The sequence below is a fragment of the Kitasatospora albolonga genome (genome assembly GCA_002082585.1).
GTDB lineage: Bacteria > Actinomycetota > Actinomycetes > Streptomycetales > Streptomycetaceae > Streptomyces > Streptomyces stephensoniae.
Genome location: CP020563.1, coordinates 309,661 through 333,185, shown reverse-complemented (window position 1 = coordinate 333,185; position 23,525 = coordinate 309,661). Strand labels below are relative to the sequence as shown.

The 23,525-nt window shown below is 73.9% G+C and carries 21 protein-coding genes and 1 riboswitch; of the genes, 13 read left to right on the top strand and 8 right to left on the bottom strand.

From position 1 onward, the window contains the following. Positions 1-30 precede the first annotated feature (30 nt). Complete coding sequence (locus B7C62_01360) at positions 31-969, top strand: ribonuclease BN (GenBank protein ID ARF71052.1); 939 nt, start codon at positions 31-33, stop codon at positions 967-969. On the opposite strand, the gene B7C62_01355 is transcribed toward B7C62_01360, so the two are convergent. Then, on the bottom strand, positions 953-1,963 hold the full coding sequence (locus B7C62_01355; protein ARF76925.1) for a zinc-binding dehydrogenase: 1,011 nt from the start codon (positions 1,961-1,963) through the stop codon (positions 953-955). The genes B7C62_01360 and B7C62_01355 overlap by 17 nt on opposite strands. A 95-nt stretch (positions 1,964-2,058) precedes the next feature. Continuing rightward, a complete protein-coding gene (locus B7C62_01350; protein ID ARF71051.1) occupies positions 2,059-2,889 on the bottom strand; it encodes a peptidyl-Asp metallopeptidase in 831 nt (276 codons plus the stop codon). 227 nt (positions 2,890-3,116) lie between these two features. Between B7C62_01350 and B7C62_01345 the strand changes: the two genes are divergently transcribed. After that, complete coding sequence (locus tag B7C62_01345) at positions 3,117-3,989, top strand: ABC transporter substrate-binding protein (protein ARF71050.1); 873 nt, start codon at positions 3,117-3,119, stop codon at positions 3,987-3,989. Between the two features lie 6 nt (positions 3,990-3,995). On the opposite strand, the gene B7C62_01340 is transcribed toward B7C62_01345, so the two are convergent. Next, complete coding sequence (locus B7C62_01340; GenBank protein ARF71049.1) at positions 3,996-4,421, bottom strand: serine/arginine repetitive matrix protein 1; 426 nt, start codon at positions 4,419-4,421, stop codon at positions 3,996-3,998. Between the two features lie 126 nt (positions 4,422-4,547). On the opposite strand from B7C62_01340, the gene B7C62_01335 reads away from it, so the two are divergent. The 10 genes from B7C62_01335 (at position 4,548) to B7C62_01290 (ending at position 15,743) form a co-directional block, all read left to right on the top strand. Next, positions 4,548-5,102, top strand: coding sequence for a PadR family transcriptional regulator (locus B7C62_01335; GenBank protein ARF71048.1), 555 nt, complete (start codon positions 4,548-4,550; stop codon positions 5,100-5,102). Positions 5,103-5,276: 174 nt separating this feature from the next. After that, the gene (locus B7C62_01330; GenBank protein ID ARF71047.1) at positions 5,277-6,209 is read left to right on the top strand and encodes a carbohydrate kinase; all 933 of its coding nucleotides are present in this window, start codon (positions 5,277-5,279) and stop codon (positions 6,207-6,209) included. A 178-nt stretch (positions 6,210-6,387) separates the two neighbouring features. Then, on the top strand, positions 6,388-7,422 hold the full coding sequence (locus B7C62_01325) for a 3-oxoacyl-ACP synthase (protein ARF71046.1): 1,035 nt from the start codon (positions 6,388-6,390) through the stop codon (positions 7,420-7,422). After that, positions 7,406-8,662: a 3-oxoacyl-ACP synthase gene (locus B7C62_01320; protein ARF71045.1), complete on the top strand. Its 1,257-nt coding sequence runs from the start codon at positions 7,406-7,408 to the stop codon at positions 8,660-8,662. The genes B7C62_01325 and B7C62_01320 overlap by 17 nt, the downstream gene beginning before the upstream one ends. 63 nt (positions 8,663-8,725) lie before the next feature. Then, positions 8,726-10,750, top strand: coding sequence for an acyl-CoA oxidase (locus B7C62_01315; GenBank protein ARF71044.1), 2,025 nt, complete (start codon positions 8,726-8,728; stop codon positions 10,748-10,750). Between the two features lie 151 nt (positions 10,751-10,901). Further along, a complete protein-coding gene (locus B7C62_01310) occupies positions 10,902-11,183 on the top strand; it encodes an acyl carrier protein (GenBank protein ID ARF71043.1) in 282 nt (93 codons plus the stop codon). Beyond that, positions 11,180-12,403 (top strand): 3-oxoacyl-ACP synthase, encoded by a 1,224-nt coding sequence (locus B7C62_01305; protein ARF71042.1) that lies wholly within the window; start codon positions 11,180-11,182, stop codon positions 12,401-12,403. The genes B7C62_01310 and B7C62_01305 overlap by 4 nt, the downstream gene beginning before the upstream one ends. A 100-nt stretch (positions 12,404-12,503) precedes the next feature. Continuing rightward, positions 12,504-12,690, top strand: a riboswitch (cobalamin riboswitch). Positions 12,691-12,751: 61 nt separating this feature from the next. Continuing rightward, positions 12,752-13,801, top strand: a complete 1,050-nt coding sequence (locus B7C62_01300) for an ABC transporter substrate-binding protein (GenBank protein ID ARF76924.1) — start codon at positions 12,752-12,754, stop codon at positions 13,799-13,801. A gap of 71 nt (positions 13,802-13,872) precedes the next feature. Then, a complete protein-coding gene (locus tag B7C62_01295; GenBank protein ID ARF76923.1) occupies positions 13,873-14,952 on the top strand; it encodes an iron ABC transporter permease in 1,080 nt (359 codons plus the stop codon). Beyond that, the gene (locus B7C62_01290; protein ARF71041.1) at positions 14,949-15,743 is read left to right on the top strand and encodes a histidinol phosphatase; all 795 of its coding nucleotides are present in this window, start codon (positions 14,949-14,951) and stop codon (positions 15,741-15,743) included. Before B7C62_01295 ends, B7C62_01290 begins: the two co-directional genes overlap by 4 nt. Before the next feature lie 160 nt (positions 15,744-15,903). Here B7C62_01290 and B7C62_01285 read toward each other — a convergent pair whose 3' ends face one another. Beyond that, positions 15,904-16,944: a photosystem reaction center subunit H gene (locus B7C62_01285; protein ARF71040.1), complete on the bottom strand. Its 1,041-nt coding sequence runs from the start codon at positions 16,942-16,944 to the stop codon at positions 15,904-15,906. Positions 16,945-17,161: 217 nt separating this feature from the next. On the opposite strand from B7C62_01285, the gene B7C62_01280 reads away from it, so the two are divergent. Beyond that, complete coding sequence (locus B7C62_01280) at positions 17,162-18,010, top strand: adenosylcobinamide amidohydrolase (protein ARF71039.1); 849 nt, start codon at positions 17,162-17,164, stop codon at positions 18,008-18,010. Here B7C62_01280 and B7C62_01275 read toward each other — a convergent pair. From B7C62_01275 to B7C62_01260, 4 genes are all read right to left on the bottom strand, one after another. Next, positions 18,003-19,286: a sulfite oxidase gene (locus B7C62_01275; GenBank protein ARF71038.1), complete on the bottom strand. Its 1,284-nt coding sequence runs from the start codon at positions 19,284-19,286 to the stop codon at positions 18,003-18,005. The two genes, B7C62_01280 and B7C62_01275, sit on opposite strands and share 8 nt — an antisense overlap. Continuing rightward, positions 19,283-20,488, bottom strand: a complete 1,206-nt coding sequence (locus tag B7C62_01270; protein ARF71037.1) for a homoserine O-acetyltransferase — start codon at positions 20,486-20,488, stop codon at positions 19,283-19,285. The genes B7C62_01275 and B7C62_01270 overlap by 4 nt, the downstream gene beginning before the upstream one ends. After that, positions 20,485-21,846 (bottom strand): bifunctional o-acetylhomoserine/o-acetylserine sulfhydrylase, encoded by a 1,362-nt coding sequence (locus B7C62_01265; protein ID ARF71036.1) that lies wholly within the window; start codon positions 21,844-21,846, stop codon positions 20,485-20,487. Before B7C62_01265 ends, B7C62_01270 begins: the two co-directional genes overlap by 4 nt. A 225-nt stretch (positions 21,847-22,071) precedes the next feature. Then, complete coding sequence (locus B7C62_01260; protein ARF71035.1) at positions 22,072-22,947, bottom strand: B/F/G family RNA polymerase sigma-70 factor; 876 nt, start codon at positions 22,945-22,947, stop codon at positions 22,072-22,074. Positions 22,948-23,525 lie beyond the last annotated feature (578 nt).

Here is a 23,525-nt window from a genome sequence, read left to right as displayed (position 1 = left end):
CGCGTCCGACCACGTCCCCGGAGTACCAGCTTGCCCACCCAGACCGCCGCAGCCGCGGAACGCACCGCTCCCGCCACCGGCCGCCCCGGCACACCGCGCCACTGGCTCACCGCCCTGCGCCGCACCCCGGTCTCGCTGTGGAACGACGACATCACCGACTGGGCCGCCGCCCTCACCTACTACGCCATCCTCGCCCTGCTCCCGGCCCTCCTGGTCACCGTCTCCGTGATCGGCCTGGCCAACCCCGACGCGACCACCGCCCTGATCGCCGACATCACCGCCTTCGCCCCCGCCGAGTCCGGTGAGGCGCTGCGCAGACCGCTGGAGGCGGCGACCGAGCAGCGCACCGCCGTCTGGCTGCTCGTCGGCACCGGCTCCGTCAGCGCCGTCTGGTCCGCGTGCAGCTACCTCGCGGTCTTCCGCCGCGCGATGCACGCCATGCACGACGTCCAGGACAACCGCCCGCCCCTGCGGCAGGCGCACATCATCGTCGTCTCGGCGATCGGGCTCCTCCTCCTGCTGATGACCAGCGCCCTCGCCCTCGTCCTGACCGGCCCGCTGGCCCGCTGGCTCGGCCGCCACATCGGCCTGCCCCACGAGGGCCAGACCCTGTGGATGGTCCTGAAGTGGCCGGTGCTGCTCTGCCTCGTCGCCTGCCTGATCGTCGTCCTCTTCAGCACCGGGCCGCGCTCCGCGCGCGGTATCCGCCGGGGCCTGCCCGGCGGGGTCCTGGCAGCGTTCCTCTGGCTGACCGCATCGGCGCTCTTCGCGCTGTACGCGACCCAGATCGGCAGCTACAGCAGGCTCTACGGCTCCCTCGCGGGCCTGGTCGTCTTCCTGATCTGGGTCTGGTTCGCCAACCTCTCCCTGCTCGCCGGGGCCCAGTTCAACGTGGAGCTGCACCGGCCGGAGCCGGAGGGGGAGAACGCCCGGGCCGCGGAGCGGGAAAACGTTACGGCCGCAGAATGAGGCGGACCGGATCGCCCTCCTTCGTCTCCATCCGCCGCACCGCCGTCGCCGCCTCCTCCAGCGGCAGTACGTCGGTGACCGACCGCGAGAAGTCCAGCCGCCCGCCCTCCGCCAGCCGGACCAGCTGCGCCACATGGTGTTCCTCGGAGCCGTAGTGGCCCAGGATGCGGTGCTGGAGATAGCTGAAGCGGGTGGAGCGGTCGACCGTCAGCGGCTGGTCGCTTAGCCCCACCAGAACCAGCCGCCCCTTGGGCGCCAGCACACTCAGCGCCTGCTCCCGCACCGGGGGAGCGCCCGCGAAGTCGAAGGCCGCCTCCAGACCGGCCCCGCCCGTCGCCCCGAGCACCTGTTCGCGCAGGAGCGGGTCGCCGGAGTCCAGCGCCAGGTCGGCCCCGAAGTGCAGGGCCCGGCCGCGGGCCGCCGGGGCCGGGTCCACCGCGATCACCGGGTACGCGCCCACGGCCCGCAGCAGCTGCACGGCGTGCGCGCCGAGCCCGCCCGCGCCCCAGACCCCGACGGCCTGCGCCGGGCGTACGTCACCGGTGCCGGTCACCGCCGCCCAGGGGGTGGAGACCGCGTCCGGGATGATCGCCGCCTGGTCGAGGGGGAGCGTACTGGGCAGGGCGACGAGGGTGGTGGCCGAGGCGAGGGCGTACTCGGCCCAGCCGCCGTCGTAGTCGACACCCCGGGTGTGCGTCCGGCCCCCGCGCCGCTCGCCCGCCTGGAGCACCACCCGCTGCCCGGCCGTCCAGCCGGTGACCCCGGGGCCGAGCGTGTCGACCGTCCCGGCCACCTCATGGCCCAGCGTGACCCGGTCGCCCTCCAGATACAGGGGGGTCAGCGTGCCGTCGACGAGATGCACATCGGAGAGACAGACCCCGGCGGCCCCCACCTTCACCAGCACCTCGCCCGGACCCGGTACCGGCCTCGCCACCTCCTGGACGGAGAGCGTGCGGGTGGGCAGGTGCAGGCGCGCGGCGCGCATGCGTTCCATGGCGGGGTCCTTGTCGTGACGGTTCATGACGGTCCGTGAGGTCGTTACGGAGCATGCCGGAGCGGGCCCGATCGGCAGTGACGGGGCCCGGGAGGTCAGCTCTTCGAACGGTAACCGGCGACGATCGGCATCGTCTCGCGCAGCACCCGCACACTGTCGTTCGACGCGTCCCCGAGCCGGTGCCCCTTCCAGCTCCCCTTCGCGCTGGAGAACCGGCTGATGCGCTTGCAGTGCGCGCCGCACGAGGCGCGGTACGCCATGAGGGTGTAGTGCGTGCCGTCCTCGGTGATCCAGCCGGTGTTGTAGGGGCGGGTACGGCTCACCCGCATCGCCCCTTCGGCGCCTGCCGCCAGTGTCGTACGGTCATGGGCGAGGCCCAGGTTGTGCCCGATCTCGTGGCTCGCCGAATCCAGCTCGATGCCGTCGACCTCGACGACCGCGTACGCGTACTCGTCGGTGGAGCTGTCGAGCGCGGGCGTGTAGTCGGCGGTGCCGCCGCCCCGCTGCGCCCGCTCCACGACGAGCGTCACCAGATCGGCGCCGTACCGCTCGCGCTGCTCGTGCACCTGGCGCCCGAGCCCCGAGGTGTGGTCCTTGAGGACGGCGTACGCGGCGCGGAACTCCTCCGAACCGTCGTAGTCCCTCGCCGTGTAGGGGTGGATGACCCTGATGGTCCCGCAGAGCCCGCCCGCCGCGAGCGAGCGGTTCATCCGGGTCGCGATCCGCTGGGCCGACGCCGGGACCCGGTGCTCCCCGCCGACCCGCTCCGCTGCCTTCGGCGTATGGACGACCAGGACGTCGACCACGGGACAGCCCGCCCCTCCCGCCGCCGGGGCGCTCGCGGACCTGCCGTCGAGGAACGGGGCGGCGCAGAGGGACGCGGCGATGCCGACGGCCAGAGCCGCTTTCAGGACGGTTGCGCGCATGGGGAGTTGTCTCCAGCCGGAGAGGCCGGGCGGAGGGCGCCACCCGGGTTTGCCGAACGTGTCTCCTTTCTAACACCCGGTGAACTCCGGCGCCCGTCACACCCGATACCGGCTGGCAGGAAGGATGATGCCGGGCCGAGGGGTGTGGCGGTGAACAGGTGGGCAGGTACACCTGTACGAACTCGCACAAGCGGTACGGCAGTCGGTGGTAAAGGGGCGTGTGTGACGTGACGGAACAGAGCGAATGGCGTTTCTCCGACGACCGGGGCCAGCTGTCGACGGCCCCGCGACGGCCCGGGCGGGTGCTCGCCTACGTCCAGGCCGGGGCGACGCTCTGGGGCCTCGGCATCCGGCCGCAGGCGGTCTTCGGCTCCGACCACGACGGCCCCGAGCCCGACCGCGCCAAGACCGGGACGCTTCCGCTGGACGAGGTCGCCTACGTCGGCGCCGGGGCCGCGCTCGACGTGGAGCGGCTGCTGGACGGTCGGCCGGATCTGGTGGTGGCCGTGAGCTACGGCGGCGGCCATGTCTACGGGCTGGCGCCGGAGACCGCCAAGCCGCTGGAGGAGCGGGTCCCGGTCGTCGTCATCGATGTGAGCCAGGCCCGTACGTTCGGTGAGATCGGCGACCGGTTCGCCGAACTGGCCCGCTCGCTCGGCGCCGAGGACCGCGCGGACGCCGACGCCGACCTCGACGCCGCCCGGGACCGGCTGCGGACGCTCACCGCCACCGGCCCGGCCGGCGCCCGCCGTGTGGTCGCCCTCTCCCCGGCCGGTCCCGACCAGGCCCATGTGGCGCGCCCCGGGATGTGGCCCGAGCTGCGCGTCCTCACCGAGCTGGGCGTCCAGCTGGTGGAACCGGCCCCCGGCCCCGGGGCCAACTGGTCCACCCTCGGCCGGGCGGAGACCTTCGCGCTGCGCCCCGACGTGATCCTCACCGACATCCGCGCCCACGCCGCCCCGCTCGACGAGCTGCGTGGGGACGGTGACGGCTCGGCGCCGGTCGTGCCGTGGAACCCGGAGCCGCTGTACGGGCCCCGCGACCACGCCCGCTTCCTCGGCCTGGTCGCGGACGCGCTGGAGGCGCCCCGGACGCGGTAGGCGCGGTTACGGCGCGGGGACCAGTCCGTCGGCGACGAGCCCGGCGAGGACCGCCTCGCTGAGCGTGTGGACGGCGGACTGGGGGCGGACCATCACGGTGAACTCCTTGATCCGCCCGTCCTCGCCGAGGTGGACCAGGTCGATGCCGTGGATCTCCCGGCCGTTCACGGTGGCCCGGAAGAGGAGGACCGCTGCCGGGGCCTCGGCCCCGTCGGCGCTGGTCTGCGCCGTGCCCGCGAACTCTCCGACGTAACGGAAGTCCTCGAAGGTGCGCAGGAGGACCCCGAAGAGTCCCAGCACCATCGGCCGGCCCTCGAACGGGGTGAACTTCACCGGGCTGTAGAACCGGATGTCCTCGGTGAACAGGTCCTCCAGGGCGCCGAGGTCGCGGGTGTTGACGGCGGTGCGGAAGCGGTCCACTGCGGTGGTCATGACGTCTCCTCGAAGATGGCCGGTCAAGAAAGTGACTAGTCATAAATATGAGTAGTCACTTTTATGACTACCATGGACCGCGCACTCCTGGACAGGGGTGCGCGGGAACGGGAGGGAGGCGGTCCGATGGCCCTGCGCCATGCCGTCCTGGCGGCGCTGCTCGACGAGGAGCTGAGCGGATACCAGCTGGCCAAGGCGTTCGACCTGGGCGTCGCGAACTTCTGGCACGCCCAGCCCCAGCAGCTGTACGCGGAGCTGGCCAGGCTGGAGAGGGAGGGGCTGGTCGCCGGGCGCGAGATCGTCCAGGAGGCCCGGCCCAACAAGCGTCTGTTCCGGGTCACCGACGAAGGGCTGGCGGAGCTGGAGCGGTTCGCGACGGTCGCGGCCAAGCCCTCGTTCATCCGGGACGACCTGCTCGTCAAGGTCCAGGCGGCCGACCACCTCGACACCGCCGAGCTGATCGGGCGGCTCACCGAACGGGCGGAGTTCGCCGAGGGCAAGGCCGCGCAGTTCGAGGCGCTGCTGAAGGGGATGCGCGGAGAGCGGGCGGAGGCGGAGTTCCTGCGGTACGGGGAGCGGATCGGGCCCTATCTGACCTGCCGCCGGGGCCTGGACTTCGAGCGCGCCAACCGGGACTGGTGCCGGGAGGTCATCGCGGTGCTGCGGGCGCGGTCCGCCTGACGGGGCCGGCCGTTCCCGCCCGTTTCTCCCCGTACCGGCGTCCGATCGGTGCCCGACCGGCCGCCCGCGCCACGGGCGCCTTCCGCCGGGGCGCGGGATCGGGCTCAATGGGGGCGGGGGCCGCGCCGCCCGCCAGGACACCGCACATCACCGCAGCCGAGGAGATCCACCCCCATGCTCGACCACAGCGAACTGCTGGTCGTCGGCGAGTGCGTCGCCGACATCGTCCGGCAGCCGGACCGGGAGGACCGGGTCCACCCCGGCGGCAGCCCCGCCAACGTCGCCTACGGCCTCGCCCGGCTCGGCCACCGGGCCACCCTTCTCACCCAGCTCGGCCCCGACCCGAACGGGCGGCTCATCCGGGACCACCTGGACTCCGCCGGAGTCACCGTCCGCACCGACGGCCGTACGGCCCCGACCCCGTCGGCCGCCGTCACCCTGGACGCGGCCGGGCAGGCCACGTACGCGTTCGACGTCGGCTGGACCCTCGGACCGGTCGCCGTGGAACCCGCGCCGGGCCATGTGCACACCGGGTCGATCGGGGCGGTGGCGGAGCCGGGGGCGGCCACGGTGCTGGAGATCGTGCGGGCCGCCCGGACCACCGCGACCGTCAGCTACGACCCCAACGTGCGGCCCGCCCTCATGGGGGAACGCGGCGCGGCCGTGCGGCGGGTCGAGGAGTGCGTCGGGCTGAGCGACCTGGTCAAGGCGAGCGACGAGGACCTGGCGTGGCTGTACCCGGGGGAGGAGCCGGAGAAGGCCGCCGCCCGCTGGCTGGAGCACGGGCCCGCCGTCGTGCTGGTCACCCGGGGCGGTGCCGGGGCCCTGGCCCTGCTGCCCGGCGGGCCGGTCGCGGTGCGGGCCGCGCCGGTCGAGGTCGTGGACACCGTGGGCGCGGGCGACGCGTTCATGTCGGGCACCCTCCACGCCCTGGCCGCGCACGGGCTCATCGGCGCCGGGGCCAGGGACCGGCTGCGCGCGGTGGGCCGGGACGCCGTCACCGACGTACTGCGCCACGCCGTGGCCTCGGCGGCCGTCACCGTCTCCCGGGCGGGCGCCAACCCGCCCGACGCGAAGGAGCTCCGAGAGGCGCTCGCCCGTAACTGACAAGCCGTCATGACCCGTTCGGCCCAGTCGAACGCATCCTCGCCAGGCGTCCCGCCGTTCGTCAACCGGCCGCAGTATGACAACGGGATCGGGGCAGCGGGTGGCGAGAAGAGGGACGGCGGACAGCGGGGCGGGACCGCGGGAGCGCGGTTTAGCGCCTGGCGGCGGACGCACGGCGGTGCTGGAGCGGGTGGCGGGCTGGGTGCCGGGGGAGCCGGTCCCCAATGACCTGCTCCCGGACGGCTGGGGCGTCGACGACGCCTGGGTCCGCCGCCGTACGGGCATCGGCAGCAGGCACCGCGCCGGACCCGGGGCCGCCACCGGTGACCTCGCCTACGAGGCGGCCTCCCGGCTGCTCGCGGGCGCCCCGGAGACGGGCCCGGTCGACGCGGTGGTCCTCGCCACCGCCACCCCCGACCACCTCTGCCCCGGCACCGCGCCCGCCCTCGCGGCCCGGCTCGGGCTCGGCACCGTACCGGCGCTGGACATCGCCGCCGTGTGCAGCGGGTTCGTCTACGGGCTCGCCCTCTGCCACGGGATCGTCGCCTCGGGGCTCTACCGGCGCGTCCTGCTGGTCGGCGCCGACGTCTACTCGACCTGGCTCGACCCGGAGGACCGTTCCGCCGGAGTCGTCTTCGGCGACGGGGCGGGCGCGGCCCTGGTGGCGGCCGGGCGGACCGGCGACCCCGGTGAGCTGCTCGCCTTCGACCTGGGCAGCGACGGCACCGGCTACGACCTGATCACCGTCCCCGGCGGGGGAGCCCGCGCCCGCGCGGAGGGGAAGCCGCCCGCGCTCCCGGACGCGTACTTCCGGATGCGGGGCTCCACCGTCTACCAGCACGCCGTCGAACGGATGACCGGTTCGTGCCGGGCGCTGCTGGACCGGGTGGGCTGGGACCCGGCCGAGGTCGACCACTTCGTGCCGCACCAGGCCAACGCCCGCATCCTGCGCGCCGTCGCGGACCGGGTCGGCATCGGGCCGCAGCGCTGCGTCACCCATCTGGAGCGGGTCGGCAACACCGGCGCCGCCTCCATCCCCCTCGCCCTGGCCGACGCGGCGGGCCGGGGGGTGCTCCGGAGCGGGGACCGGGTGCTGCTCACCGCGTTCGGGGGCGGGTTGACCTGGGGTTCGGCGGCGCTCCGCTGGCCGGGGACCCCGCAGGAGATTTCCACGGATTCTACGGAAGGAACACAGCATGTCGCAGTCCGCTGATCAGGGCACCGGAGCCGGTTCCGGCACCGCCGTCGCGGTGACGGGGGTCGGCCTGGTGACACCCGCAGGGGCTGATGAGCACAGCTTCTGGGAGGGGCTGTGCTCCGGGCACTCCACCGCCCGGCGGCTGCCGGAACTGGCCGGTCTCCCGGTCGACTTCGCCTGCCCGGTCGACTCGGTCGATCTGGACGGGGCGGTGGGCGGCCGTTCGGTGTGGCGGATGGCCCGGTTCGTGAAACTGGCCGTCGTCGCGGCCCGGCAGGCCGTCGCCGACGCCGGTCTGGACCCGGCGGTGTGGGACGGCGGCCGGGTCGGCGTGGTGCTGGGCGTCGGCGTCGGGGGCGTCTCCGTCCTCGTCGACAACGCGGCCAGGCTCGCCGCTTCGGGGCCCGACGCGGTCTCCCCGCTGCTCGTCCCCATGATGATCCCCAACGCGGCGGCGGGCGAGGTCGCCATCGCGCTGAAGGCGGGCGGCCCCTCCCTCGCCCCCGCCACCGCCTGCGCCTCCGGGGCCACCGCCGTCGCCGTCGCCCGCGATCTGCTGCTCGGCGGCTCCTGCGACGTGGTGGTGGCGGGCGGCGCCGAGTCGGTGCTGACCCCGCTGGTGGTGACCGCCTTCGCCCGGATGGGCGCGCTCTCCACCCGTACCGGCGATCCGGCGGGCGCCTCGCGGCCGTTCGCCGCCGACCGGGACGGCTTCGTGATCGGCGAGGGCGCCGCCATGCTCGTCCTGGAGCGCGCGGAGAGCGCCCGCGCCCGGGGCGGCCGGGCCCGCGCCCTGCTCACCGGGGCCGGTTCCAGCACCGACGCCCACCACCCCACCGCCCCGGCCCCCGACGGGCACGGCGCCGAACGCGCGGTGCGGGCGGCCCTGGACCAGTCGGGGTGGGCCGCCGACGAGGTCGGCCACATCAACGCCCACGGCACCTCCACCCCGCTCAACGACGCCATGGAGACCACCCTCATTTCCCGGCTCTTCCCGCACCGCCCCCCGGTCACCGCGCCCAAGGGCGTCATCGGCCACACCCTCGCGGCGGCGGGCGCGATCGAGGCGGTCGCCACCGTCCTCACGCTGGAACGTTCCCTCATCCCGCCGATCGCCAATCTGGACTCCCTTCCCGACGCCTTCCCGCTCGACTGCGTCGTGAAGGAACCCCGCCACCAGCGGGTCGAGCGCGCGGTGAGCCACTCCTTCGGCTTCGGCGGGCACAACGTGGCGCTCGCTTTCCAACGCGCCTGACCCCGCAGGGCCGTTCGGGAACGGCGGGGGGTGTCCTCGCCGTTCCTTGATCGTTACTCTGTCGTGACCCTATCCACGCATAATTCACCCCCGCCCTCCACCACCGATCTGCTCACCCGGGTGCTCTACGGCGACAACTTCCGCCAGGAGCACGGTTTCTGGCGACGGCTGCTCACAACAGAACCGTTTCGGCGGGCCGGTGGCGGCACGCCCGACGAACGGCTCGCCCTCGCCTACCACCGGCTGCGCATCCTCAACGGCGCACTGGACAGCGGCGCGAGGCTCGCCGCCGACCCGCGCGCACTCGCCGCCCTGCACGAATGGCTCGGCCCGGTCGACCCGGCGATGACCACCGTCGCGGGCATCCACTACAACCTCTTCCTCGGCTCCCTCCTCGACCACGACCCGGGCACGCCGCGCGACCTCGCGGACTTCCTGGAGCTGCGGCGCATCGGCACCTTCCTCTGTACGGAGGTGGCGCACGGCAACGACGCGGCGGCCGTCGAGACGACCGCGACGTACGACCGCGAACGCGACGGCTTCGTCCTGCACACCCCGCACGCCGGGGCCCAGAAGTTCATGCCCAACACCAGCCCCGCCGGGGGCCCCAAGACCGGGGTGGTGGCCGCCCGGCTCCTCGTCGACTCCACCGACCACGGGGTCTTCCTCCTCCTCGCCCCGCTCACCGACGACACCGGCGCCCTGCCCGGCGTACGGGTCCGGCGGCTGCCCGCCCGGATGGGCTCCCCGGTCGACCACTGCCTGACCTCCTTCGACCGGTACTTCGTCCCGCGCGACGCGCTGCTCGCCGGGGAGCAGGGGCGGATCGGGCGGGACGGCCGGTTCACCAGCGAACTGGCCAACCGCAGAAGGCGGTTCCTCCACTCCATCGGGCGCGTCACCCCCGGCAAGCTCTCCATGAGCGCCTGCGCGGTCGGCTCCGCCCGGGTCACCCTCGCCATCGCGATCCGGTACGCCGGCCACCGGCTGGTCTCCGGACCGCGGGCCGCGCAGCGCGTTCCGGTCTACGCGCACCGCACCCACCACGGCCCGCTCGCCGGGGCGATGGCCACCGTCTTCGCGATGAGCCTCCTGCACCGCCGGGCCCTGGACCGCTGGGAGTCCGCGCCCGAACCCGACCGGGACGAGGCGGAGCGCCTGGTCGCCGTCGCCAAGGGGTGGATCACCTGGCAGGCGCGCGGCGTCATCGTCGAGTGCCGGGAGCGGTGCGGGGCGCAGGGGCTGCTGGAGAACAACGGCATGACCGAGCTGTTCACCGGTATCGAGGGCGCGATCACCGCCGAGGGCGACAACCTCGCCGTCCACGCCAAGGCCGCCGCCGAGATGCTGTTCAGCGCCACGGTCGGGGAGGAGGCGGAGCCGGGCCCCGGCGAGCTGGACGACCCCCGGTTCCTCGGGCGGCTGCTCGCCGCCGTGGAGGCCCTCTGGTTCACCCGGGCCCGGGAGCGGATGAGCGCGGCCCCCTCCGGCGACCCGCTCGGCCGCTGGAACGCCGCGTCGGGGGCCGCGCTGCGCGGGGTGGAGGCGTACGGCTACCGGCAGGCGGGCGAGGCGTACGAGCAGGCCGTCGCCGCGCTGCCCGACGGACCGGCCCGCGAGCGGCTGACCGAGCTGCACCGGCTCTTCGCCCTCCAGTGGATCGCCCGCAACAGCGGTGACCTCCTCGCCGCCGGACGGCTGACCGCCGAACAGGTGTCCTTGCTGCCCGACGCGGTGGAGGGGCTCATCGCGACCGTGGCCCGGCACGCCCCGGCCCTGGTGAGGTCCTTCGCGCTGCCGGAGCGCCTGATGTCCGACTGGCCGATCGCCGGACCCGGCTACGCGGACGCCTACGACGACCCGGAGGGGGCCTGGCACCGCGACCGCAGGCCGGGGGCCACCGGGGCCCGCACGGCCGGTTTCCGGCGGGCCGCCTGTGGCAGCAAGAGGCGCCCGCTGCGCGAGAAGGTGGCGGCGCTCGGCACCCGGGGCGTGCTGCTGGCGTACTGGGGGACCACCTCGATGCTCTCCCGATGGTTCGAGAAGCCGCAGGTGAGCGTAGACGAATCGGTTCGCCCCAGGGCGTAACCGGAAGATCGTCATCCAGTTACTTCGGCGGTGGGGCCGATACGTTCGGCCGCCGCCGTACGGAAGCCGCCGATGGGCTGCCGGTCAGCGCCCCGAGCCGCTGACGGGCCGCCGACCGGCCGCCGACGATTCGCCGACGAGAGGAAACACCGTGAAGACCCAGACCATCCACCCGAAGATCGCCGAGGTGCTGACCGGGACGTTCAAGGTGCCCGCGGCCGAGATCCTGCCGGAGTCCACGATGGACAGCCTGGAGATGGACTCCCTGGCGGTCGCCGAGTTCGCCGTCATCATCAAGGAGACCCTCGGCGTCACCGCCGACTCCGAGAAGCTCTACAAGGACGCCACGCTCGCCGACATCTCCGCGTTCATCGACGCGGCCGTCGCGGGCGAGGCGGCCGACAGTACGGTGCCGGTGAGCAACACCCGATGAACCGACCCGCCATCGCCGTCACCGGCCTGGGCATGATCACCCCGGCCGGCCACACCACCGACACCACCTGGGACGGGGTCCGCCGAGGCGGGTCCTTCGCCCGCACCGTCCCCGAACTGCACGGCTGCGCCGTCGACTTTGCCTGTACGGTCACCGGCATCGACCTGGACGACGCGGTCGGCGGGCGCACCGCCTTCCGCATGGGCCGGTACGTCAAGTTCGCCGTCCTCGCCGCCCGGGAGGCGGTGACCGACGCCGGGCTCGACCCCGCCGACTGGGACGGCTCCCGGGTCGCCGTCGTCGTCGGCACCAGCAGCGGCGGCTCCGCCGGACTCACCGAACAGGCCGTCGCCCTGGAGCGCCGGGGCCCCGAGGCCACCTCGCCCTCGGGCATCCTGCTCACCATCCCGAACATGCCCGCGGCCGAGATCGCCATCCAGATGAAGGCCACGGGGCCCAGCCTGGCACCCTGCACGGCCTGTTCGTCCGGGGTGACCGCCCTGTCCGTGGCCCGCGACATGCTGACGCTGGGCCAGTGCGACATCGCGATCGCCGGAGCCACCGAGTCGATCGTCTTCCCGGTCGCCATGACCGGCTTCGCCCGCTCGGGCGCGGCGGCGCCGCGGGACGGCGACCCCGCCCGCCTCTGCCGCCCCTTCGCCGCCGACCGGGCCGGGCTCGTCATGGGCGAGGGTGCCGCGATCATGGTCCTGGAGCGGGCCGACGACGCCCGCGCCAGAGGAGCGGCCCCCCGGGCGCTGCTGGCCGGCACCGGAGCCACGACCGACGCCCACCACCCCACCAGCCCGCACCCCTCCGGGGAGCTGGCACGGGTGGCCGTCGAAGCGGCGCTGGCCGACGCGGGCTGGCGGGCCGAGGACGTCGACCACGTCAACGCGCACGGGACCGCGACGCCCCAGGGCGACGCGACCGAGGCCGCCCTCATCGGCCGGGCCTACCCGCACCGGCCGCCCGTCACCGCGCCCAAGGGTGTCCTGGGCCACTGCATGGGGGCGGCCGGTGCCATCGAGGCGGGGCTGACCGTCCTGACGCTCCAGCACGGCCTGATCCCGCCGATCGCGAACCTGGACGCCCCCGACCCCGGGTTCGCCATCGACTGCGTCACCAAGGTCCCGCGTGAGCTGCCCGTACGACGGGCCGTCAGCCACTCCTTCGGATTCGGCGGACACAACGCGGTGATCGCCCTCCGGACCCCGTAACCCGGAAGGCCGTCACCGGGCCGGTGCGGCGGGACGATCCCGCGCCGCACCGGCCCCGGGCGCCCTCGCCCGAACCGGCTCTGAGCTGCGCGAAGCCCCGTGATAGCTTGCCGGGGCCAGTCGAACCCCAGCGACGGGGTCAGGGAATCCGGTGCGAAACCGGAACTGACGCGCAGCGGTGAGGGGGACGGGCGGGGCCACGGCCACTGGAGCACCACCTGCTCCGGGAAGGCGTCCCGCCCGGATGAACCCGAGTCCGAAGACCTGCTGGCACCCGCCCCGCACCCGGGGCCGGGAACCGTACGACGGGCTCCGCGGCTGGGCCCAGAGACACCGAGGTCCTCCGTGCTGCCCCAGGCCACCCCCGCCCCCATACGCACCGCCGCCCTGCTCGCGGCGGGACTCGTCCTGCTCACGGCCTGCGGCGGCGGTGGCACCGCCTCGTCCGCCGAGGGCGGCGGCGACAAGGCCGACGGCTTTCCGCTCACCCTGAAGAACTGCGGGCGCACCGTCACGGTGAAGGCGCCGCCCCAGCGGGCTGTCTCGGTCGACCAGGGATCGACGGAGATCCTCCTCTCGCTCGGCCTCGCCGACCGGATCGCGGCCACCGCCACCTGGAGCGACCCGGTGATGAAGGGCCTGGAAAAGGCCAACGAGGGCGTCGAGCGGATCTCCGACAACCGCCCCTCATCGGAGAAGGTCCTCGACAAGGAGCCCGACTTCCTCTCCGCCTCCTTCGCCTCCACCCTCGCCAAGGGCGGCGTCGCACCCCGCGAACAGTTCGAGAAGCTGGGCGTCCCCACCTACATCTCGCCCGCCGACTGCACCGGCAAGGACAACAGCGGCGGCGGCGACGGAGCCCGTACCGCACCCCTCACCATGGACAGCGTCTACACCGAAGTCCGCGAACTGGCCCAGGTGTTCGGCGTCCCCGAGCGGGGCGAGGCCCTGGTGAAGAAGCTCCGGGCCCGGGTGGCGAAGGCCACCGAGGGCATCGACGGGTCCAGCACCTCCCTCCTGTACTGGTTCTCCGACTCCAAAGCCCCCTACCTCGCGGGCTGCTGCGGCGCCCCCGGGGTCATCACCCGGGAGCTCGGCGCGAAGAACGTCTTCGACGACACCCACGACGAATGGCCCCAGATCAGCTGGGAGACCGTCGCCGACCGCAACCCCGACGTCCTGGTCATCGGCGATCTGAGCCGCACGATGCAGACGGCCGAGAGCGCCGAGAAGAAGATCGAGTTCCTGGAGTCCAACCCGGTCACCAGGACCATGGACGCCGTCAAGAACCGCCGGTACGTGCTGCTCAGCGGCCAGGCCATGAACCCCACCATCCGCACGGTCGAGGGACTGGAGCGCGTCGCCACCGGGCTGCGCGACTTCGGGCTCGCGGAGTGAGCGACGGCAACCTGACGGCGAAGCGGACGGCCGGGCGGCAGTCGGCCGCAGAACAGACAGCCGGGCAGCAGATAGCCGCGCAACAGGCAGTCGGGCAGCGGACGGCCGGGCAACAGCCCTTCGCCGCCCGTCAGTTCGGCGGGCCGGTGCAGGCGCTGCTCTGGGCCGGTGGACTCGCGCTCCTGCTGCTCTCCATAGCCGTCGCCGTCACGATCGGGCCCGCCCGGATCTCCGTCCCCGACGTCTGGTCCGCCGTCGCCTCTCACCTCGGGTTCGGCACCTCGGAGCTGAGCCCGATCCGGGACGGCATCATCTGGAACCTGCGCATGCCCCGCACCCTGCTCGCCGCCGTGTGCGGCGCGGGGCTCGCGGTCTGCGGCACGGTGATGCAGTCCCTGCTGCGCAACCCCCTCGCCGACCCCTTCGTCCTCGGCGTCTCCTCCGGAGCCTCCACCGGGGCGGTCGTGGTGGTCGTCCTCGGGGTCGGCGGGGGAGCGGTGTCGCTCTCGGCCGGGGCCTTCGTGGGGGCCCTCTGCTCCTTCGCCCTGGTCCTGCTGCTCAGCCACACCCTCGGCTCCACCACCGACCGGGTGGTGCTCTCCGGGGTCGCCGCGATGCAGCTCTTCTCCGCCCTGACCTCCTTCGTCGTGATGACCTCCGCCGACGCCGAGCAGACCCGCGGGGTGCTGTTCTGGCTGCTCGGCTCGCTCAGCGGGGTCGGCTGGGGCGAGGTGGCGCTCTGCACCGCCGTCCTCGCCGTCTGCCTGACCGTCTGCCTGGCCCACGCCCGTACGCTCGACGCCTTCGCCTTCGGGCAGGACGCCGCCGCCGCGCTCGGCGTCAACGTGGCCCGCACCCGGATCGTGCTGCTCTGCACCACCGCCCTGCTGACCGCCGCCCTCGTCAGCTCGGCCGGGGCGATCGGCTTCGTCGGCCTGGTCCTCCCGCACGCGGCCCGCGCCCTCACCGGCTCCGGGCACCGGCGCCTCCTGCCGGTCACCGCGCTCGCCGGGGCGATCTTCCTGGTCTGGGTGGACACCCTCGCCCGGACCGTCCTGGACCCGCAGGAGGTGCCCGTCGGGGTGGTCACCGCGCTGATCGGCGTCCCCGCGTTCGTCCTCGTCCTGTACCGCACCCGGAGCGCCTCATGAGCCCCACCACGACCGGCGCGACCGGCGGCCTGCGCGCCGAACGGGTCGGCCGGAAGGCGGGCGGCCGGATCGTCCTCGACGGCGTGGACATCACCCCGCCGCCCGGCGCCACCGTCGGACTGCTCGGCCCCAACGGCTCCGGCAAGTCCACCCTGCTGCGCGTCCTCGCGGGCCTCCTCGCCCCGGACACCGGCACCGTCACCCTGGACGGCGACCCGCTCACCGCCCTCGGCCGCCGCACCGTGGCCCGGCGCATCGCCGTGGTCGACCAGCACGCCGTCACCCAGGTCGACCTGAGCGTCCTGGACGTCGTACGCCTCGGCCGCATCCCGCACCGCCGCGCCTGGTCCGCCCCGGACCACGTGGACGAGGAGGCCGTCACCGACGCCCTGCGGCGCACCGGACTCGCCGACCGGGCCGCCCAGTCCTGGCACACCCTGTCCGGCGGCGAACGCCAGCGCGTCCAGATCGCCCGCGCACTGGCCCAGCGGCCCCGCGAACTCCTCCTGGACGAGCCCACCAACCACCTGGACATCCAGCACCAGCTGGACCTGCTCGCCCTGGTCGCCGCGCTGCCCCTCACCAGCGTCATCGCCCTGCACGACCTCAACCTCGCCGCGATGTTCTGCGACCGGATCACCGTGATGAAGGCGGGCCGGGTCGTCGCGGGCGGCACCCCGGCCGAGGTCATCACCGAGGAGCTGATCGAGGACGTCTACGGGGTCCGGGCGATCGTCACCCCCGACGGGCCGGACGGACGTCCTTCGGTACGGTTCCTGCCGCGCCGGTAGCCGTACGGGCCGGGGCGCGCCGGTCACCGTACGGTTCCGGCCGCGCCGCCGACGTCAGAGGCACCGGCCCCGGACAGCCCGCCGGGCGGACCCGTGATCACGGGTCCGCCCGGCGGCCGAGGACATGGGAGCGGCCTTCCGGCCGCCGGAGGGGGTGCCGTCAGCGGCGGCGCCCCTGGCCGAACTCGCCACCGGTGTCCTTGCCGGTGTCCATGCCCTTGCCGTCCGCGTAGTCGATCTTCTCCTTGCGGACCTCGGCGGAGACTTCCTTCTGCTCGGTGACCCGCTCGGTCTCCAGCCGGACCCGCTCCACCGGGACGGCCTCCTTGCGGACCGTGGCGCGCTCCGCGTGCAGGGTGACCTCCACGTCCTGCTCACCGAAGTCCGTGGTCCCGGTCACCTTCTCGCCGGGCTGGAGCGGCTCGCGGACCACCCGCACCTCCTCGTGGGAGACGGGCACGGACCGGGTGACCTCCTCGGTCACCACGTACTTGTGCAGCCTCGCCCGGCCGCTCTCGTACTCCTCCGTACCGACGTGCAGCTGCTCCTCGGAGCGGATCAGCTCGTCCTTGCCGCTCACGTCGGCGGCCCGGGACGTGCCCGCTCCGGCGCCCGCCAGCGGACGGGACGTGGCGGAGACGTCCGTGTCGCGGTGCCTGCCCGTACCGGCACCCGCCCCGGCCATCCCGGCCGCTCCGGTCGTCCCGGCGGCCGTGGTGGTCCTGCCGGTCGCCTTGGCGCTCGGCGGCGCACCCGTGCCCCGGGCCGCGCCCGCGGCGCCCGCACCCGCTCCGGCCGCGCCCATGGCGCCGGTTCCGGCGACGGTGGGGGCATCGGCCCCGGTGCCCGTGCCCTTGGTGTCACCGAGGTTGCCGGTCTTCCGGGACATGCCGTAGTGCCGGTAGAGCTCCTCTTCCTCGGCGACGGAGAGATGGGCGTCCGCGTCCACCCGGGGCGCTTCCTTGACCGTCTCCTTGGAGTGCGAGACGTGCAGGTCGGAGCCCACTCGACGGGCTCCGGCGAGCGGTACGAAGCTCTCCTTCATGCCGAACAGACCGGTCTTGACCGTGACCCAGTCGGGCTTGCCGGTGTCGTCGTCGACGTACACCCGGCCCACACTGCCGACCTTCTCGCCCTCGTTGTCGTACACGGTCAGACCGTCGAGCTCTCCGGAATCCGTGAAACCGTCAGCGGCTCCCATAACCGAACCCTCCTCGCTGGGCGCGCCCTGTGGGTGGCTCCACCAGATGTGGCACGTCCGGCTTCCATCGCGCCTCACCCGCCTGGACGCTGCAACCTCCCGGCCACCCGGGCGAAGGGGCGCCGGAGGTCGCGCGGCCCTGCTGGCCCCGTACGAGCGCGCTGAGCGGCCCCCGGACCAGTTAGGCCAATCGGGTGAGGGGGTGCGGGCCCCGCATATGATCGGCGGAGCACGGCGGCCCCGGGAGGGCGGGCCGGAGCCGGTCCCGCCGAGCCACCAGGGGTGCGCCATCCGTTCCGTACACGTCGACCTGCCCGCCCAGCGCGGCGAACCGTGCCCGGAGCTGCGCGACCGGTACGAGGACGGCCACCACCTCCACCACCTCGTGTGGCGGCTGGGGCCCGGGGTGCGGGTGTGCAGCAGCGCGGTCCTCGGCGGCGGCATCGGCCCCCGTGCCTGGCTCCTCAACGCCCAGGTCCCCGGCGGCTACCCCCGCCTGGACCCGGACCGCCACCTCGCCGAGATCGCCGCCGCCGAGGGGCTCACCGGCCCCGGTGCCGGACTGATGACCGCGGCCGACGTCGTCGCGTACACCACCGGGCACGACGGAGGCGTCACCGCGACCGTCACCGCGGGCCTCGGCGTACGGGGCTGGGCGGCGGTCTACGAAACCGCGGCTTCCGGGGCGGCTGCCCCCGAAGCCGCTGCCCCCGAAACCGTCGCCTCCGAAGCCACGGCCTCCGAAGCCGCAGCCCCCGGCCCGGTCGGCCTGGGCGCCCCGTACCGCCCCGGCACGGTCAACATCGTCGTCACGCTCCCCGCCGCGCTCTCCGACGCCGCCCTGGTCAACGCCGTCGCCACCGCCACCGAGGCCAAGGTCCAGGCCCTCCTGGACGCCGGACTCGACTGCTCGGGCACCCCCACGGACGCCGTGTGCGTCGCCGCCCCCGAGCCGGGGCCCGACGGCGGCGAACCCTTCGCCGGGCCCCGCTCCACCTGGGGCGCACGGATCGCCCGCGCCGTGCACACCGCCGTACGGGAAGCGGTGCCCCGGGGGCTCAGCTGACCGTCACCGGATGCCGTACCACCGCGTCGAACAGGTACCCCTGCGTGTTGTGCGCCGTCGCCTTCGGCTGCGTACGCCCGGAGCGGTCCGTGGCCCGGGCCAGCAGTTCCGTCGCGCCCTTCCGGACCGGCACCCAGTCCGCCGACCACCGCACCCAGCTCCCGGCCCGGGGCTCGTCGTGCAGCCGGGCCCGCCGCCAGTGGCGCCCGCCGTCGGTGCTGACCTCCACCGACTTCACCGGCACCCCGCCCGACCAGGAACGGCCGGTCAGCACCGTACGGCGGTGGGCGCGGAACGAGGCGCCCCGCTCCAGCTCGAAGGCGCTCTTCAGGGTCTGCCGGGTCAGCGGGGCGCTGCCCTCCGGGGGGTGGCCGGGGCCGAACAGCCGGTACAGGCCCGTGTTCCACGGCGTCAGCAGCGGCTCGGCGCTCACCTCGATGTCCCCGAGCCACTTGATGTTGGCGATGCCCACCCAGGACGGCGCGATCACCCGGACCGGATACCCGTGGTCGGGCGGCAGCGGCCCGCCGTTCATCCCGTACGCGAGCAGGACGTCGTCCAGCGCCTTCGCCACCGGCAGCGGCCGGCGCACCCGCCCCAGGTTCACCCCGTCCGTGACGACCTCCGCGTCCAGCCCGCGCGGCAGCACGTCCACCGCGTGGCGCCCGATCCCGGCCCGGCGCAGCACATCCCCCAGCCGTACCCCGCGCCAGCGGGCCGTACCGATCGCCCCGAGCGTCCACGCGGTGCCGCTGACCGTCTGGCCTTGCTGGGAGGCGAAGAAGCTGCGCCCGTTGCCCGCGCACTCCACGAACGCGGTACGGGTCACCTGGGGCAGCCGCAGCAGATCGGCGTACGTGAAGTCCACCGGGCCGCCCTTCAGCCCGTCGCCCCACACCGTCAGCTTCCAGGTGTCCCGGTCGATCCGCGGGGTGGCGGTGTGGTTGCGGACGAAGAACCGGTCGGCGGGGGTGAGCAGTCCGGTGCCCCTGAACGCGGCGAAGTTCGTCTCCGCGTTGGTGCCGCGCAGCGTGAACAGCTCCGGCGGCAGCGGCTTGACGACACCGGGCAGCCCGGCGGCGGCCGGGGCGGCGGCGGAAGGCGCCGCGTGGGCCGGGGCGGCGGCCGAGGCCAGCGGCACGGCGGCCGACGCCGCCGCGACGAGCCTCAGCAGATCGCGGCGGTCGATCCCGGCGGAACGCGCCCGCCCGGCGGACCACTGCCGCAGCCGTATCCGGTCGTAGGCGCCCTCGGACGGTGGGGGTGCCGGGTTCATGGAAGCTCCTCGCAGAGAACGGGGGGAGGGAACGGGAGGGGTGCGGGTTCCGGAGGGAGCAACTCCCTCACCAGGGAACCCACCTGATCGGTCTCGATGAGGAAACCGTCATGTCCATAAGGTGAGTTGACGATCCGCAGACCGTCCGATCCCGGCAGCAGCGCCGCCAGCTCCTCCTGCTGGGACGGCGGGTACAGCCGGTCCGAGTCGACGCCCACGACCAGCGCGGGCAACTCCGCCCGGCCCAGCGCCCGTTCGATGCCGCCCCGGCCCCGGCCCACGTCGTGCCCGTTCATCGCCTCGGTGAGCGCCACATAGCTGCCCGCGTCGAACCGGCGCACCAACTTGCCCGCGTGGTGGTCGAGATAGGACTCCACCTGATAGCGCCCGCCGCGCCCCGGCTCCTCGCCCGGCTGCGGCGCGCGGCCGAACCGGGAGCCGAGCTCGGGCTCGCTGCGGTACGTGATGTGGGCGACGCGGCGCGCCTGGCCGAGGCCCCGGTGCGGACCGCCGCCGGGCGGCGCGTCGTGGTAGTCGCCGCCCCGCCACCCCGGGTCGGAGCGGATCGCGCCGATCTGCACCGAGCCCCAGGCGATCTGCTCGGCGGACGCGGCGGCCGGGGCGGCGAGCACCAGCAGCGAACCGGTCCGCCCGGGCCTGCTCACCGCCCACTCCAGGGCCCGCATCCCGCCCATGGACCCGCCGATCACCGCCGCCCACCGGCCGATGCCCAGCGCATCGGCCAGCGCCGCCTCGGCCGCCACCTGGTCCCGTACCGTCAGATACGGGAACCGGGAGCCCCAGGGCGCGCGGTCGGGCCCCGGGGAAGAGGGGCCCGTACTGCCCTGGCAGCCGCCCAGCACGTTCGGGGCGACGACGAACCACCGGTCGGTGTCGAGCGCCCGGCCGGGGCCGACCAGCGCGTCCCACCAGCCGGGGGTGGGGTGGCCGGGACCGGCGGGTCCGGCCACATGGCTGTCGCCCGTCAGCGCGTGCAGGACCAGCACGGCGTTGGAGCCGTCCGCCGCCCGCTGCCCCCAGGTCTCGTACGCCAGGCGGACCCCCGGTAGCCGGGCGCCGGACTCCAGGGGCAGCGGGTCCTCGATCGTCACCCAGCGGCGACGACCGGGCGGGTCCCCCTCCCTCCGGCCGCCGGAGGCCGGAGGGAGGGGGAGTGCGGCGGGCGCGGCGCCACGGTTCAGGACGCCGCCTTCGCGGCGCGGAACCCCGACTCCAGGTCGGCCTTGAGGTCGTCCACGTTCTCCAGGCCGACCGAGAGCCGCACCAGACCGGGCGTGGCGCCGGTCGCGACGAGCTGCTCCTCGGTCAGCTGGCTGTGGGTGGTGGACGCCGGGTGGATGATCAGGCTCCGTACGTCACCGATGTTGGCGAGGTGGCTGAACAGCTCGACCGCGTCCACGAACTGCTTGCCCGCCTCGGCCCCGCCCTTCAGTTCGAAGGCCAGCACCGCTCCGGCGCCACGCGGCAGATAGCGCTGCCCGGCCTCGTACCAGCGGTTCGAGGGGAGACCGGCGTAGTGCACGGTCTCCACCTCGTCGCGCTGCTCCAGCCAGCGGGCCAGCTCCAGCGCGTTGGAGGTGTGCCGCTCCAGCCGCAGGCTCAGTGTCTCGACGCCCTGGAGCAGCAGGAACGCCGAGTGCGGGGAGAGCGCGGGGCCCAGGTCTCGCAGCAGCTGCACGCGGAGCTTGATGGCGAACGCGCCCGGGCCCAGCGCCGGCCAGTACTGGAGTCCGTGGTAGCTCGGGTCGGGCTCGTGGAAGTCGGGGAACCGCTCGGGGTGGGCGCCGAAGTCGAAGGTGCCGCCGTCCACGACGACCCCGCCGATGGTGGTGCCGTGTCCGCCGAGGAACTTGGTCGCGGAGTGGATGACGATGTCCGCGCCGTGCTCGATCGGCCGCAGCAGGAACGGCGTCGGCACGGTGTTGTCCACGATCAGCGGCACCCCGGCCGTGTGCGCGGCGTCGGCGACCGCCCGGATGTCCAGCACGTCACCGCGCGGATTGCCGAGGGTCTCGGCGAAGAACGCCTTCGTGTTGGGCCGGACGGCGGCCCGCCACGCATCCAGGTCCTCGGGGTCCTCGACGAACGTCACCTCGATGCCGAACCGGGGCAGTGTGTGGCGGAAGAGGTTGTAGGTGCCGCCGTAGAGGGAGGGCGAGGAGACGATGTGGTCGCCCGCCCCGGCCAGCGTCAGCAGCGCGAGGGTCTCGGCCGCCTGCCCGGAGGCGAGCGCCACGGCGGCGACCCCGCCCTCCAGGGCGGCGATGCGCTGCTCCAGGACGTCCTGCGTGGGGTTGTGGATGCGGGTGTAGATGTTGCCGGGCTCGGCGAGGGAGAACACATCGGCGGCGTGCTGGGTGTCCCGGAAGACGAACGACGACGTCTGGTAGATCGGTACCGCTCGGGCGCCCGTCGCCGGGTCCGGGGCGGCCCCGGAGTGGATCTGCTTGGTCTCGAACGACCAGGCGGCGCCGGGCTCCTGCCGGTTCTGGTCCTCGGGGGTGTGGCCCGCGGTGACGGAGTCGAGGGGCTGGCTCATGTGGTTCCTCGCACGTGGTTCGGTCGCCGTACGGCGTACGTCCGCCGGTCGGCGGAAGCCCGGGAGTGGCGACGGGCTGATTACGGACCGTAGAACGTGCCGGACCGGCCCGGAAGCGTGTCGCCCGCCTGGCCACGAACCTGCAATACGGCGGCAACGCAAAGGCCGGTCCGGGGCGTGGGTGCCCGGACCGGCCTTCGTGCGTCACCGTGTCACGGTGGGGCGTCACTCCTGGGTGAGCATCCCGTTGCGCAGCTTGCCCAGCATCCGGCTCAGCAGCCGGGAGACGTGCATCTGGGAGATCCCGAGCTCCGCACCGATCTGGGCCTGTGTCAGCTCCTGGCCGAACCGCATGTCGATGATCCGGCGTTCCCGCTCGTCCAGTTCGCCCAGCAGCGGTGCGAGGGCGTGCAGGTTCTCCACGGTCTCCATCGCGGAGTCCGGTTCGCCCAGGACATCGGCGAAGGTCCGGCCCCCGGTGTTCTGGGGGCCGGACTCCGAGGAGTCGGTCGGCATGTCGAGGGAGCCCGCCGTGTAGCCGTTGGAGGCGACGATCCCCTCGGTGATCTCCGACTCGTCCATCCCCAGGTGCTCGGCGAGTTCCCGCACCGTCGGGTCCCGGTCGAGTTCGCCCGCCAGGGTCTCCTTCGCCTTCGCGAGGTCGACCCGCAGCTCCTGGAGGCGCCGGGGCACGTGCACGGCCCAGCTGGTGTCCCGGAAGAACCGCTTGATCTCCCCGACGATGTACGGGACCGCGAAAGAGGTGAACTCGACCTCGCGGGAGAGGTCGAAGCGGTCGATCGCCTTGATCAGCCCGATCGTGCCGACCTGGACGATGTCCTCCATGTCGCCGCTGCCCCGGTTGCGGAAGCGGTTCGCGGCGAACCGGACCAGCGACAGGTTCATCTCGATCAGGGTGTTGCGCGCGTACTGGTACTCGTGCGTGCCCTCCTCCAGGACCTGGAGGCGGTCGAAGAAGAGCCGCGACAGCCGCCGGGCGTCCATCGGGGCTATCTTCCCGGCGTCCTCGATCCACGGGAGATCCTCCGTGGTGCCCGTCGTCCGCTCCGTACCGGTGGTCTGCGCAGTGTGTGCCGTCATCTCGTCACGTTCCCCAGGTCGTAGGCCATGAGGTTTACTCGCCTGCCCGGGTGCGGGGCCCTCATGCGTGCCGGACGGATGCGATCTGGCCGGGTGCGGCGATCGGGCCGGAACGAAGGGGGAGTTCACCCCTGAAGGAGTGTCACGGGGCAACAGGGGCCCCGGGAGGCGCACGGGACACACGGCGCACAGAACCGCCCCACCGGTACGGGGGAGCCCGGTGGGGCGGTCGCCACCAGAGTGCCACAGCCGGACCGCCGTTGGGACCGGACCGGCGCGTATTGGCCTATGGAAGACGGAAGTCGAACACCCTTCCACGCGGGCGTGCGCCGGGTCCGCCGCGCGCCGGAACCTCTCCGTCCGGAGCCCCGGAGCCGGCCGGACCCCCGGTGGCGCCCGGTTGATTGCGGCATCGTGAACAGTTCCCCGCCGCGGAATACGCCCTGCTCCCATCGGCTTTTCGCCGCTGGCGGACGCGCGGCGCCAGGGCACCGGGGTGCCCGCCGGGAGCAACCGCGCGACGGACCGGAACGAGGGAGAACATGCGCGAGACGTACGCGTTCGAGGACGGCCGCGGA

What these genes read in the sequence shown, in the direction of transcription:
- B7C62_01285 (ARF71040.1), bottom strand. Translation starts at nt 16,944, where the DNA reads ATGGGAGCCGCTGACGGTTTCACGGATTCCGGAGAGCTCGACGGTCTG.
- B7C62_01290 (ARF71041.1), top strand. Translation starts at nt 14,949, where the DNA reads ATGAGCCCCACCACGACCGGCGCGACCGGCGGCCTGCGCGCCGAACGG.
- B7C62_01305 (ARF71042.1), top strand. Translation starts at nt 11,180, where the DNA reads ATGAACCGACCCGCCATCGCCGTCACCGGCCTGGGCATGATCACCCCG.
- B7C62_01335 (ARF71048.1), top strand. Translation starts at nt 4,548, where the DNA reads ATGGCCCTGCGCCATGCCGTCCTGGCGGCGCTGCTCGACGAGGAGCTG.
- B7C62_01265 (ARF71036.1), bottom strand. Translation starts at nt 21,846, where the DNA reads ATGAGCCAGCCCCTCGACTCCGTCACCGCGGGCCACACCCCCGAGGAC.
- B7C62_01275 (ARF71038.1), bottom strand. Translation starts at nt 19,286, where the DNA reads ATGAACCCGGCACCCCCACCGTCCGAGGGCGCCTACGACCGGATACGG.
- B7C62_01350 (ARF71051.1), bottom strand. Translation starts at nt 2,889, where the DNA reads ATGCGCGCAACCGTCCTGAAAGCGGCTCTGGCCGTCGGCATCGCCGCG.
- B7C62_01280 (ARF71039.1), top strand. Translation starts at nt 17,162, where the DNA reads ATGATCGGCGGAGCACGGCGGCCCCGGGAGGGCGGGCCGGAGCCGGTC.
- B7C62_01330 (ARF71047.1), top strand. Translation starts at nt 5,277, where the DNA reads ATGCTCGACCACAGCGAACTGCTGGTCGTCGGCGAGTGCGTCGCCGAC.
- B7C62_01260 (ARF71035.1), bottom strand. Translation starts at nt 22,947, where the DNA reads ATGACGGCACACACTGCGCAGACCACCGGTACGGAGCGGACGACGGGC.
- B7C62_01320 (ARF71045.1), top strand. Translation starts at nt 7,406, where the DNA reads ATGTCGCAGTCCGCTGATCAGGGCACCGGAGCCGGTTCCGGCACCGCC.
- B7C62_01340 (ARF71049.1), bottom strand. Translation starts at nt 4,421, where the DNA reads ATGACCACCGCAGTGGACCGCTTCCGCACCGCCGTCAACACCCGCGAC.
- B7C62_01355 (ARF76925.1), bottom strand. Translation starts at nt 1,963, where the DNA reads ATGGAACGCATGCGCGCCGCGCGCCTGCACCTGCCCACCCGCACGCTC.